Origin of the sequence: Actinosynnema pretiosum (assembly GCF_002354875.1) — a bacterium.
GTDB classification, from domain to species: domain Bacteria; phylum Actinomycetota; class Actinomycetes; order Mycobacteriales; family Pseudonocardiaceae; genus Actinosynnema; species Actinosynnema auranticum.
In genome coordinates, this window is the sequence record NZ_CP023445.1 from 1,595,344 (window position 1) to 1,607,405 (window position 12,062).

Consider the following 12,062-nt stretch of genomic DNA (forward strand, 5'->3'; position numbering starts at 1 on the left):
GCAAGCCCGCTCGGTGGTCCGCTGGATCGCGCGATCCGTCAGCTGGCGCGATCCGCTGGACTCGTGCTCCGCTGGATGTCGCGGCCCGCTAGATGTCGCGGCCCGCGCCGGGGGACGGGACGGCCGTGAAGGTGCGCGGCGCGGGCCAGCCCTTCGCGGCGAACGCGGCCTCGACGTCGGCCACCACCTTGTCGTGCAGCTCGACGGGCACCAGCGCGATCGCCGAGCCGCCGAAGCCGCCGCCGGTCATGCGGGAGCCCAGGGCGCCCGAGGCCAGCGCGGAGTCCACCGCGACGTCCAGCTCCGGGCAGGACACCCGGTAGTCGTCGCGCAGGCTGGCGTGCGACGCGGTCAGCAGCGGGCCCAGCTCGGCCAGTTCGCCCGAGCGCAGCACCTCCACCGCGCGCAGCACCCGCTCGTTCTCGGTCACCACGTGCCGCACCAGCGGGCGCAGGTTCTCCGGGAGCTTCGCCAGCGCCTCGTCAAGGCCCTCGGCCGCGACGTCGCGCAGCGCGTCGACGCCCAGCAGCGCCGCCGCCTCCTCGCAGCCCGCCCGGCGCGCGCCGTAGCCGCCGTCGCTGTGCGAGTGGCTGGCGCGGGTGTCGATCACCAGCACCTCCAGCCCGCGCGCCGACGCGTCGAACGGGACCTGCTCGGCCTCGCCCGAGCGCACGTCCAGGAACAGCACGTGCGCGTCGGTGCAGCACAGCGACGCGGTCTGGTCGAGCAGCCCGGTCGGCGCGCCCACGAAGTCGTTCTCCGAGCGCTGCACCAGCCGCGCGACCTGGGCCAGCGAGGGCGTGCCCGGCCCGGAGTCGGCTGGCTTGCCGCCCAGCTCCAGCAGCGCCAGCGCCACCGCGCACTCCAGCGCGTGCGACGAGGACAGGCCCGCGCCGGACGGCACGTCGCCCGCGATGACGACGTCCGCCCCGCCCTTGAGGCCCTCGGAGCGCAGCGCCCACGCCACACCCGCCGGGTAGGCGGCCCAACCGGGCACCCCACCCGGCTCCAGGTCCGCGACCAGCACGTCCTCGGCGTGGCGGGCCTCACCGTCGTCGCCGACCGTGACGACGCTCAGCACGCCGTCCTCGCGCGGCGACGCCGCGGCGGCCAGCCGGTGGGGCAGGGCGAACGGCAGCACGAAGCCGTCGTTGTAGTCGGTGTGCTCACCGATCAGGTTCACCCGGCCGGGAGCCGACCAGACGCCCGCGGGCGCACGACCGTGCAGCTTCTCGAACTCGACGGCCGCCTTGTCGGCTGGCCGCTGCCGCACGGCGCTCACCTGGCCTGCACCAGCACGGCGTGGGCGATGGACTGGCTCAGCTCGGCCGTCGTCCCACTCCCGCCGACCCGCACGACCTTGCTGTCGTCCAGCGACTCGACCTTCACAACACTTCCGGGCATCACACCTGCAGCTTTCAGATCCGCCATCAGATCGGGGTCGAGCTGAACGTGCTCGGCGATCCGCTTGACCTCCACCCGGCCCCCACCGCGCCTGGCGACCTCGTCGATGCGCAGCAGGTCCGCCTCCACGGGCGGAGCGGGCTCGCCGTCGCCGAGCTTGTCCAGGCCGGGGATGGGGTTGCCGTAGGGCGAGGTGGTCGGGTTGCCGAGCAGCTTCACCAGCTTGCGCTCGACGGCCTCGCTCATCACGTGCTCCCAGCGACACGCCTCGCTGTGCACGTGCTCCCACTCCAGGCCGATGATGTCGACCAGGAGCCGTTCCGCCAGCCGGTGCTTGCGCATCACCGACACCGCGAGGCTGCGGCCCTGCTCGGTCAGCTCCAGGTGCCGGTCGTCGGCGACGACCACCAGCCCGTCCCGCTCCATGCGGCCGACGGTCTGGCTCACGGTCGGGCCGCTCTGGCCCAGCCGCTCGGCGATGCGGGCGCGCAGCGGCACCACGCCCTCTTCTTCGAGCTCGTAGATCGTGCGGAGGTACATCTCCGTGGTGTCGATGAGGTCGTTCACACCCGCTCCCCTTCTTATGCCTTCATGCTAGTCGCACCGGTCGGGGCGACCTCTCGCGCTCACGGCGATCAGGTGCGCGTCGGTGCAGGATGGCACCGTGCACCCCTTGATCAGCACTGAAGCACTGGCTGTCGCGCTGGCGGGCGAGCGCCCCCCGGTCGTGCTCGACGTCCGCTGGCGGCTCGGCGGCCCGCCCGCACGACAAGACTACGAGGTCGGGCACGTCCCCGGAGCCGTCCACACCGACCTGGACGCGGCGCTCGCCGCCCCGCCCGGCCCGGAGGGCAGGCACCCGCTGCCCGAGGTGGCCGTGCTGGAGCGCGCGCTGCGCGCGGCGGGCGTCCGCGAGGGCGTCCCGGTGGTGGCCTACGACGACGGGGACGGCTCGGTGGCGGCCCGCGCGTGGTGGCTGCTGCGCTGGGCGGGCCACGACCAGGTGGCGGTCCTGGACGGCGGTTACGCGGCGTGGTCGGCCGAGGGCAGGCCGGTCACCGACGAGGAGCCGGAGCCCGAGGAGGGCGACGTCGTCGTGCGGCCGGGCCGGATGCCGGTCGTGGACGCGGACGGCGCCGCCGAGCTGGCCCGCGAGGGCGTCCTGCTGGACGCGCGCGCCGGGGCCAGGTACCGGGGCGAGGTCGAGCCGGTCGACCCGAAGGCCGGGCACATCCCCGGCGCGGTGAGCGCGCCCTCCGCGGGGCACGCGGGCGCGGACGGCCGCTGGCTGCCCGCGCAGGCCCTGGCGGCCCGCTTCCGGGAGCTGGGCGTGACCGGGGACCGCCCGGTGGGCGCGTACTGCGGCTCGGGCGTCACGGCGTCCTCGGTGGTCCTGGCCCTGGAGGCGGCCGGCCTGACCACCAGGGACACCCCGGCGCTGCTGTACCCCGGCTCGTGGTCGAACTGGTCCGCCCAGGACCGCCCGGTCGCCACCGGCGACCAGCCGGGCTGACACCGGGAGCCCGCCCCGTCGGGGCGCGGCCGGGACTTGACCGGGTCCCGGCCGCGCGCCCCGAGCACGCCGCCCTGCCCAGCCCTGCCCTGCCCGGCAGGCGTCAGGCACCAGGCACCGGCCGCCAGCCACTAGCCGCTAGCCGTCAGGCACCGGGTGCCACCCGCTAGCCGCCAGCCGTCAGGCACCAGCCGCTAGCCACCAGCCGTCAGGCACCGGGCGTCAGCCGTCAGACACCAGGCGCCAGCCACCAGCCGCCACCCGCTAGCCGTCAGCCGTCAGGCACCAGCCACCAGCCGTCAGGCGTTCGGGATGCGGTCGAAGGCCTTGGTCGCCAGGTCCACCGCCAGCTGGCACGGCTCGGCCGAGCCGTCCGTCGTCACGTCGACGCGCAGCGCCCCCGTCGCCTCCTGCGACTCCTCCGACAGCGCCACCAGCACCGCGCACCCCTCCTCGCTCTTCATCCGGTACGCGCTGTTCCCGCCCACCTCGATCTTCCCGATCTCGGCGCTCGCGTCCGGGATGAAGTACGAGGCCTGGATGATCGCCACCTTCATCGGTTCGAAGGACGAGTGCAGGCAGCCGCTGGTTTCCAGCATCTCGCCCGCCCCGAACACCACCGCCACCTCCTGCGAGCTCAGCAGCCCGCAGGGGTCGTACTCGGACTTCTTCCGCTTCCCCAGCTTCACCTCGCCGCCGCCCTGCCCGGAACCCGGCTCGGTCGCGCGCGGCTCGCCCGCCCCCGGCTCCTGGCTGCCGGACCCGCCCGGCTCCGCCGAACCGCTCCCGGTCGGGGCCGCGGCGGAGGAGGGGGCGCTGGAGGAGGCGCTGGGCGAGTCGCCCGACGCGCTGCTCGCGCTCCCGCTCACGGAACTGCTGCACCCCGCCACCCCTAGCACGGCGGCGAGGCAGGCGGTCAGCACTGAGGCACGTCGCAAACGCATGACTGGTTCGACCCCGTTCCCCCGCGCGGGGTTCCCACCCACCCGGCGGCGCTCGCCCCCGGCGCGTCGACCCGACTGTAGGTCCCGCCGCCGCCGACCCCCGCCACCGCCGGACCGCCACCGGGGAAACCGCCACCAACGGACCAACCCGACCCGCCGCGGCCATCGTGCGATTACCGGTCAGTAGGCTAAATTTCGGACATGGGAGCGGAACAGGGCGTCGCGCGGCCACCCGCCGTGGTCTGGGACGAGTCGGTGCTCGCCTACGACCTCGGCGGCGACCACCCGCTCAACCCGCTGCGCCTTGACCTCACCATCAAGCTCGCCACGGCGCTCGGCGTCCTCGACGGCGTCGACCCGGTCGCCCCGGCCCACGCCGCCGACCCCGAGCTCGAACGCGTCCACGACCCCGCCTACCTGGCCGCCGTGCGCGCCGCCCCGAGCACCGCCTGGGACCTCGGCCACGGCCTCGGCACCACCGACAACCCGGTCTTCGACCGGATGCACGAGGCGTCCTCCCTGGTCGTCGGCGGCTCGCTGGCCGCCGCGCGGCAGATCGCCTCCGGCGCCGCCGACCGGGCCGTCAGCATCGCGGGCGGCCTGCACCACGCCATGCGCGACCGCGCCGCCGGGTTCTGCGTCTACAACGACTGCGCCGTCGCCATCTCCTGGCTGCTGGACAACGGCTTCGACCGCGTCGCCTACGTCGACACCGACGTGCACCACGGCGACGGCGTGCAGGCCGCGTTCTACGACGACCCGCGCGTGCTCACCGTCTCCCTGCACCAGAGCCCGCTGAGCCTGTGGCCCGGCACCGGCCGCCCCACCGAGCTGGGCGGGCCGAACGCCGAGGGCACGGCGGTCAACGTCGCCCTCCCGCCCGGCACCCCCGACCGGGGCTGGCTGCGCGCCTTCCACGCCGTCGTGCCGTCGCTGCTCACCGCGTTCCGCCCGCAGGTCCTGGTCACCCAGTGCGGAGTGGACAGCCACCGCGAGGACCCGCTCGCCGACCTGTCCCTGACCGTCGACGGCCACCGCGCGATCTACCGCGCCCTGCGCCACCTCGCCGACACCACCGCGAACGGCAAGTGGCTGGCGCTCGGCGGCGGCGGGTACGAGCTGGTGCGCGTCGTGCCCCGCTCCTGGACGCACCTGCTCGCCACGGTCCTGGACCGCGACGTCGACCCGCGCGTCCCGCTGCCCGCCTCCTGGATCTCGCACGTCAGCAAGACCGCGCCGAACTGGCCGCTGCCCACCGCCATGACCGAGGGCGCCGACACCTCGTTCGCGCCGTGGGACGGCTCCGGCGGCGACCCGGTGGACGAGGCCGTCCGGGCCACCCGCCGCGCCGTCTTCCCCCTGCACGGCCTGGACCCCGAGGACGCGAGGGACTAGTGGACCCGTTCGACTACCCGCGCAGCTGGGAGGCCGACGTCGTGCTCGCCGACGGCGGCACCGCCCACCTGCGCCCCATCACCCCCGACGACGGCCAGCGCCTGCTGGAGTTCCACTCCCGGCTCTCCGAGCGCACCCGCTACTTCCGCTACTTCGGCCCCTACCCGAGGATGCCCCGGCGCGACGTCGTCCGGTTCACCACCGTCGACCACGTCGACCGGGTCGCGTTCGTCGCCATGCTCGGCGACGACATCGTCGCGGTGGGCCGCTACGACCGGCTGCACGACGGCCCCTCCGCCGAGGTCGCGTTCGTCGTGCAGGACGAGCACCAGGGCCGCGGCCTCGGCTCGATCCTGCTGGAGCACCTGGCCGCCGCCGCCCGCGAGCGCGGCCTGACCCGGTTCACCGCCGAGGTGCTCGCCGAGAACGGCCAGATGGTCCGGGTCTTCCGCGACGCGGGCTACTCGGTCAGCCGCGCCTTCGACGAGGGCGTGCTGCACCTGGAGTTCGACGTGGACCCGACCGAGCAGTCCGTCGAGGTCGCCCAGGCCCGAGAGCAGGCCGCGGAGGCGCGCAGCGTGCACAACCTGCTGCACCCGCGCTCGATCGCCGTCATCGGCGCCTCCACCGACCGCACCAAGATCGGCCACGCGGTGCTGGCGAACCTGCTCGTCGGCGACTTCCACGGCCCCGTCTACCCGGTCAACGCCGAGCACCGCGCGGTGCGGGGCGTGCGCGCCCACCCCTCCGTGCTGGACATCCCCGACGACGTCGACCTGGCCGTCGTCGCGGTGCCCGCCGCGGGCGTCGACGAGGTCATGGACGCCTGCCTGGCCAAGGGCGTCAAGGCGCTGGTCGTGGTCACCTCCGGCTTCGGCGAGACCGGCCCGGACGGGCGCACCGCCGAGCGCAGGCTGGTCACCGAGGCCCGCGCGCACGGGATGCGCGTGGTCGGCCCGAACGCGCTGGGCGTGGTCAACACCGACCCGGACGTGCGGCTCAACGCGACCCTCGCGCCGACCCTGCCCGCGCGCGGGCGCACCGGGTTCTTCTGCCAGTCCGGCGCGCTCGGCAGCGCCATCCTGGCCACCGCCGCCGAGCGGGGCCTCGGCCTGTCCACGTTCGTCAGCGCGGGCAACCGGGCCGACGTGTCCGGCAACGACCTGCTCCAGTACTGGGAGACCGACCCGGCCACCGACGTGGTGCTGCTGTACCTGGAGTCGTTCGGCAACCCGCGCAAGTTCGCCCGCCTCGCCCGGCGCCTGGGCCGCAGCAAGCCGATCGTGGCGGTGAAGTCCGGCAGGCACGCGGTGACGCCCGCGCTCGCCGCGACCTCGGTCCACGTGGACGAGCAGAGCGTGCAGGCCCTGTTCGAGCAGGCGGGCGTGATCCGGGTCGAGTCGCTGGCGCAGCTGTTCGACACCGCGCTGCTGCTCGCCCACCAGCCGCTGCCGTCCGGCCCGAGGGTCGCGGTGGTCGGCAACTCCACCGCCATCGGCGTGCTCGCCGCCGACACCGTCCTCGGGCAAGGCCTCGACCTGGTCGGCGACCCGGTGGACGTGGGCGCGCAGGCCGGGCCCGAGGAGTTCGCGGACGCGGTCCGCACCGCGCTGGCCGACCCGGACACCGACGCGCTCGTCGTGGTCTTCGCCCCGCCGCTCGCCATCCCCGGCACCGAGTACGCCCGCGCGCTGCGCGCCGCCGTGCAGGACGCCGCCGCGCGGGACGCGGAGAAGGCCAAGCCGATCGTGTCCACGTTCCTCGCCGTGGAGGGCGTCCCGGCGGAGCTGGCGGTGACCGGGCCGGACGGCGCGCCGGGGCGCGGCTCGGTGCCGTCGTACCCGAGCCCGGAGCGGGCCGTGCTCGCGCTCGCGCGGGTCACCCGCTACGCGCGCTGGCGCTCCCGCCCCGCAGGCTTCTTCACCCGGCCCGAGGGCGTCGACCCCGAGGCCGCGCGGGCGCTCGTCGAGTCCGTGCCGCACGCCGAGCCGGTCAAGCTGGACGACGACACCGCGATGCGGCTGCTCGCCTGCTACGGCATCGACGTCGTGCCGTTCCGGGTGGTGTCCTCGGCGGACGACGCGGTGGCCGCGTCGGCGGAGCTGGGCTACCCGGTGGCGCTCAAGTCCACGGCCGAGCGCCTGCGGCACCGCACCGACCTCGTCGGGGTGCGCCTCGACCTGACCGCCGAGGAGTCCGTGCGCGAGGCGTACCGGGGCCTCGCGGACATCTCCGGGCTGACCGAGGTGTACGTGCAGCGCATGGTCCCCAAGGGCCTGTCCTGCGTGCTGGGCCTCCAGGACGACCCGTCGTTCGGGTCGCTGGTGTCGTTCGGGCTGTCCGGGTTGGTGAGCGACCTGCTGGGCGACCGGGCGTACCGGGCGGTGCCGCTGACCGACGCCGACGCCGCCGCGCTCGTGCGCGCCCCCAAGGCCGCGCCGCTGCTCGCCGGGTTCCGGGGCGGTCAGGTCGCGGACCTGGCCGCGCTGCAGGAGCTGGTGCTGCGGCTGGCCGCGCTCGCCGAGGACCTGCCGGAGGTGCGGGAGCTGGCGCTGGAACCGGTGCTGGCGTCGGCGGAGGGCGCGTTCGTGGCCAGCGCCCGCGTCACCCTCGGGCCGAGGCCGTCGCCGCGCGACTCCGGTCCCCGGCGGCTGCGCCTGCCCGGAGGGGCGCGCTGACGGCCCGCGTTCACAGTCCCGCGGGTCGACCCCGCACCCCGCCGGGGGCGACCGCCCGCCGCGCGCGAACCCCGCCACCACAGGCGTTCCCGCCACCCGCGCCCGCCCGGACCCCGGAGCACCGCACGGCCGATCGCACCAGCGCGCTGCGGTGTTCAGGTCCGTTCGGGACGATCTCCTGGGGTCTTTCGGCCTGATTCCGCCGTGAAGCGCAGACGCCGCGCCCACCGGCACCTAGGTTCCCCCGAAAGCACGGGACAGGGGAGGGGAACCACCGTGGCAGCGTTAAGCAAGTCATCCCTGGTCTGGGCCACCGCGGCGGTGCTCGCGCTGACCTCCTGCGGGGCCGACGACGACACCGTCCTCGGCCGCGCGGAGCAGGGGAGGATCACCATCGGGGTCGCCCACGACCAGCCGGGGCTCGGCCTGCGTCGCCAGGACGGGAACCTGCGCGGCTTCGACATCGACGTGGCCCGCTACGTCGCGACCGAGCTGGGCGTCCCCGAGTCGGGCATCACCTGGGTGGAGGCCCCGCCCGAGGACCGCGAGCGGCTGCTCACCTCGGGCGAGGTCGACCTGGTGGTCAACGGCTACTCCATCACCCCGAAGCGGCGCGAGGTCGTCGACTTCGCGGGTCCGTACTACACGGCGGGCCAGGACCTGCTGGTGCTGATCGACAACCAGGAGATCACCGGGCCGGACTCGCTCAGCCGGGGCCAGCGGCTGTGCTCGGTCACCGGCACCACCTCGGCGCAGTACGTGAAGGACACGTTCGCGAAGAACGTGAAGCTGGTGGAGCAGCCCAGGTTCAGCGAGTGCGTGACCGCGCTGCTCGCGGGCGAGGTCGACGCGCTCACCACCGACGACGTCGTGCTCGCCGGGTACGCCGCGCAGAACCCGGAGCTGCTCAGGGTGGTCGGCGAGCCGTTCAGCGAGGAGGAGTACGGGATCGGCCTCCCCAAGGGGCAGCAGGAGACCAAGGACGCGGTCACCGCCGCGCTGCGCAAGATGGTCGACAGCGGCGAGTGGAAGCGCGCGCAGGAGGTCAACGTCGGCGGCTCCGACTACCGGTTGCCCGAGCCGCCGCAGATCGCTTCGTGACCTCCGACCCACCCCGTTGGCGGGTCCTGCCCGGACCCGCTGGGGCCTAGGGTCGCCGGGTGATCAGCTCCCACCCCTCCCCCGGCCGCCGGGCCGACAAGCCCGTCCGCGCCGGGATTCCCGAGCACGGGCGGGTTCCCCGCTACTACGCGGTCAAGACCGAGCTGCTGTGGCTGGTCGAGGCGCTGGGGGAGGGGGCGGCGCTGCCGTCGGAGCGGGAGCTGGCCTGCCGGTTCTCGGTCTCGCGCGTGACGCTGCGCCAGGCCGTCGCGGAGCTCGTCCTGGAGGGCAGGCTCCTGCGGCGGCACGGCAGCGGCACCTACGTCGCGCCGCCCAAGCTCGTGCAGCCGCTGTCCCTGGTGAGCTACGCGGACGGGATGCGGGCGCAGGGCATCCGGCCCGACCGGGGCGTGGTGACCGTCGAGCGGTTACCCGCGGACGAGGTGCTCGCCGAGGACCTGCTGGTGCCGCACGGGGACCCGGTGCTGCACCTGGAGCGGGTCATGCTCGCCGACGGCGCGCGGGTCGGCCTGGAGTCGACGTACCTGCCGCTGTCCCGCTTCCCCGGCCTGCTCGACGCGCTCGACCCGGCCGGGTCGCTGCACGCCTGCCTGCGCGAGCGGTTCGGCGTCGAGTTCGGCGGGGCCGAGGAGCGGGTGGAGACGGTGCTGGCGGCGCCCCGCGAGGCGCTGCTCATCGGCACCAACCCCGCGCTGCCCATGCTGCTGCTGCACCGGGTCGCGCACGACCGGTCCGGGACGCCGGTGGAGCGCTCGCGCTCGCTGTACCGGGGCGACCGCTACAGCCTCGCCGCGAGCGTGCGCGCCGAGTAGCGCGCGGGTCGGTTCCGGGGAATGCCGGTTTCGAGTTCGCGCAACCGGAACCGGGACCTCGACCGTCCACAGTGGACGGGATTTCGCCGGATATCACCCGGATGTGCGCTCAAGTTCCGAAATAATAGCCTGAACGTTGCCGATTTGACGCTTTACGCCCCCCGTTAGCAGGCATTTCGCCCTGCCTTCGCGGCGGTACCGTTGGTACTCGGATCGAGTGCTCCTCGCTCGCAGCGGTGCGGGGGAAGCGGGGGTGGATCGTGACATTCAAGGAGGAGTTCCTCAGGGAGCTGGACGACTGCCTGCGCGGTTTCGGGGCGGTGCCCGCCGCGCACCCGGCCGAGCTGGCCAGGTTCGTGGACTACGTCCGGGCGCTGCCCGAGGACGACGACCGGTTGCGCTCGCTGGCCGGGGTCGACCAGGGATCGGGCTCGTTCTGGAACAACCCCGCCGTGTGGTGGGAGCAGGTTCCCGGATTCGGCGCGGACGACGCGGATTGCGCGCGCCTTCTGGACCGGATGCTCGACGAGGCCATCAGCGACGAGATCGACGTGCTGGAGATGGAGATCCGGGAACTGCCCGGCTGATCCCGCCCACCGGTCCGGGGCGCGGTCGGGCGCGTCGGACCGGGAAAGCGCGAAGCGCGCGACGGGCCCGGAAAACGCTGACACCCGCTGTGCGCCCGGGTCGCCGGACGCACAGCGGGGTGCTCGTCGTTCCGATGTTCCTTCTGCGTTCTGACGCCTGCCGCACCGGGCCTCGGGAAAAGCTCTGCGGTGTGCTGCCCGGTGCTCGGGTTGTGCTGGTCCGGCGTGCTGTGAGGCTTCGCCTCACGGGCTGCGCCTCAGACCGAGAGCAGCTTGTCGAAGAACGAGCGGTAGCTCTTGAGCGCGAGCCGCAGCTCCTCGGTCTCGGCCTCGCTGCCCTCCTGCCAGCGGCCCTCCAGGGTCCGCTTGTGCTCGGAGAACGTGGTGGCCAGGCTCTGGATCACCTGGGCGACCAGCTCGTCGGCCCGGTGCACGGCCTCGCGGGGGTTGTCCACGAAGTCGCCCTGCAGCGAGCGCCACTCCTCGCGGAAGCCGCCCGCCTCGTCCTGGCCGAACAGCGGGGAGTCGGCGTCGAAACCGCTGTGGTGCGCGGGCTCGACCTCGGCCTGCACCGGGATCTCGGTGGTGGCCATGGCCTCGGCGCCGGGGGCGTCGGTCACCGGGGTGGTGGTGACGCCGGTGGCGCGCGTGCCGGTCGTGCCGTCGGACCCCAGGTCGTGATCGGTCTTCAGCCCGTCGGAGGCCACCGGCTCGCGGGTGCTCTGCGCGGGCACCACGCCGTCCTCGCGGTCGCGCTCCTCGTTGTAGGCCGCCTCCTCCGCGTAGGCCAGGTCGTCCTCGCGCTCCGGGGAGTCGTGGCCGTGCTCCAGCACCGGGTCGTGGTGCTTGCCGCGCTCGTCCACGAGGTCCTCGCGGACGTCGGAACGGCCCTGGGGGCGGGCGAAGTCGTCGGTGGTGAGCCGGTGGTCCTGGCGCTCGTCCGGTCGATTGATCATCGTGCTCCCTCCTTGCGCTCGCCTCGGTCGCCGAGCAGGTCGTTGAACAGGGTTCGGTAGTGCACCATCGCGTTGCGCAGGTCTTCCGTGGACGCCTCGCCCTGCTCCTGGCGGCGGGTGATGGCGTGGGCCTGGCGGTAGCTGTCGATGGTCCGGGAGTGCTCGACCGACAGCACCGAGGCGTTCGCCTCGTGGTCGCCGTCCGTGGGGTAGCCGCGCTCGGACATCAGGTCGGTGACGAGCCGGTGGGCGCTGGCGACCGCGTCGCTCGGCGCGTCCACGAACTGCTCCTGCACCTGGACCCAGTGGCGGGAGTAGCTCTCCCGCGTGCCCTCCGTGAGCGGCTTCAGCTCAAGGGACCGGTGGGCGCGCTCGCGCTCGGCCAGCTCGCGCTCGGCCTCCATCCGGTTGCCGCTGCGCTCCACGACCCGGTCGTACTCGGGACCGAACTGCCGCCGCAGGTGCTTGCGCTGGGACGCCTTCCTCCACAGCACCACACCGACTGCGACGACGACCAGCACGGCGATCACAACGCCGATGGTGGTGCCGGTGGACATCTTCGCCTCCCGTTGGGGTCTCTCTCAGCTGCCCAACGGGTAACCCTGTCGTGTGAGGGGCAAACCTGGCCCTTGACAAACCGGGCCAGGTCCG

11 protein-coding genes are annotated in these 12,062 nt (G+C 74.1%); 6 read left to right on the forward strand and 5 right to left on the reverse strand.

Features of this window, described 5'->3' with window-relative positions:
• Window positions 1-88 precede the first annotated feature (88 nt).
• Window positions 89-1,273 (reverse strand): galactokinase, encoded by a 1,185-nt coding sequence (galK, locus tag CNX65_RS07260; protein ID WP_096497659.1) that lies wholly within the window; start codon window positions 1,271-1,273, stop codon window positions 89-91.
• 5 nt (window positions 1,274-1,278) lie between these two features.
• On the reverse strand, window positions 1,279-1,971 hold the full coding sequence (locus tag CNX65_RS07265; RefSeq protein WP_096492075.1) for a metal-dependent transcriptional regulator: 693 nt from the start codon (window positions 1,969-1,971) through the stop codon (window positions 1,279-1,281).
• Window positions 1,972-2,068: 97 nt separating this feature from the next.
• Between CNX65_RS07265 and CNX65_RS07270 the strand changes: the two genes are divergently transcribed.
• Window positions 2,069-2,917, forward strand: a complete 849-nt coding sequence (locus CNX65_RS07270; RefSeq protein ID WP_096497660.1) for a sulfurtransferase — start codon at window positions 2,069-2,071, stop codon at window positions 2,915-2,917.
• 299 nt (window positions 2,918-3,216) lie between these two features.
• Here CNX65_RS07270 and CNX65_RS07275 read toward each other — a convergent pair whose 3' ends face one another.
• Window positions 3,217-3,786, reverse strand: coding sequence for a DUF3558 domain-containing protein (locus tag CNX65_RS07275; protein WP_096492076.1), 570 nt, complete (start codon window positions 3,784-3,786; stop codon window positions 3,217-3,219).
• 276 nt (window positions 3,787-4,062) lie between these two features.
• Between CNX65_RS07275 and CNX65_RS07280 the strand changes: the two genes are divergently transcribed.
• From CNX65_RS07280 to CNX65_RS07300, 5 genes are all read left to right on the forward strand, one after another.
• Window positions 4,063-5,256, forward strand: coding sequence for an acetoin utilization protein AcuC (locus CNX65_RS07280; protein ID WP_096492077.1), 1,194 nt, complete (start codon window positions 4,063-4,065; stop codon window positions 5,254-5,256).
• Window positions 5,256-7,934 carry a bifunctional acetate--CoA ligase family protein/GNAT family N-acetyltransferase gene (locus CNX65_RS07285; RefSeq protein ID WP_096492078.1) on the forward strand — a complete coding sequence of 893 codons (2,679 nt, stop codon included), beginning with the start codon at window positions 5,256-5,258 and terminating at the stop codon, window positions 7,932-7,934. Before CNX65_RS07280 ends, CNX65_RS07285 begins: the two co-directional genes overlap by 1 nt.
• Window positions 7,935-8,210: 276 nt before the next feature.
• Window positions 8,211-9,035 carry a glutamate ABC transporter substrate-binding protein gene (locus CNX65_RS07290; RefSeq protein ID WP_096492079.1) on the forward strand — a complete coding sequence of 275 codons (825 nt, stop codon included), beginning with the start codon at window positions 8,211-8,213 and terminating at the stop codon, window positions 9,033-9,035.
• A gap of 59 nt (window positions 9,036-9,094) precedes the next feature.
• Window positions 9,095-9,868: a GntR family transcriptional regulator gene (locus CNX65_RS07295; protein ID WP_096492080.1), complete on the forward strand. Its 774-nt coding sequence runs from the start codon at window positions 9,095-9,097 to the stop codon at window positions 9,866-9,868.
• Between the two features lie 260 nt (window positions 9,869-10,128).
• Window positions 10,129-10,455, forward strand: coding sequence for a hypothetical protein (locus tag CNX65_RS07300; protein WP_118948221.1), 327 nt, complete (start codon window positions 10,129-10,131; stop codon window positions 10,453-10,455).
• Window positions 10,456-10,712: 257 nt separating this feature from the next.
• On the opposite strand, the gene CNX65_RS07305 is transcribed toward CNX65_RS07300, so the two are convergent.
• On the reverse strand, window positions 10,713-11,411 hold the full coding sequence (locus CNX65_RS07305; RefSeq protein WP_096492081.1) for a hypothetical protein: 699 nt from the start codon (window positions 11,409-11,411) through the stop codon (window positions 10,713-10,715).
• A complete protein-coding gene (locus CNX65_RS07310) occupies window positions 11,408-11,968 on the reverse strand; it encodes a hypothetical protein (protein ID WP_096492082.1) in 561 nt (186 codons plus the stop codon). Before CNX65_RS07310 ends, CNX65_RS07305 begins: the two co-directional genes overlap by 4 nt.
• Window positions 11,969-12,062 lie beyond the last annotated feature (94 nt).

What these genes read in the sequence shown, in the direction of transcription:
- CNX65_RS07280 (WP_096492077.1), top strand. Translation starts at nt 4,063, where the DNA reads ATGGGAGCGGAACAGGGCGTCGCGCGGCCACCCGCCGTGGTCTGGGAC.
- CNX65_RS07305 (WP_096492081.1), bottom strand. Translation starts at nt 11,411, where the DNA reads ATGATCAATCGACCGGACGAGCGCCAGGACCACCGGCTCACCACCGAC.
- CNX65_RS07310 (WP_096492082.1), bottom strand. Translation starts at nt 11,968, where the DNA reads ATGTCCACCGGCACCACCATCGGCGTTGTGATCGCCGTGCTGGTCGTC.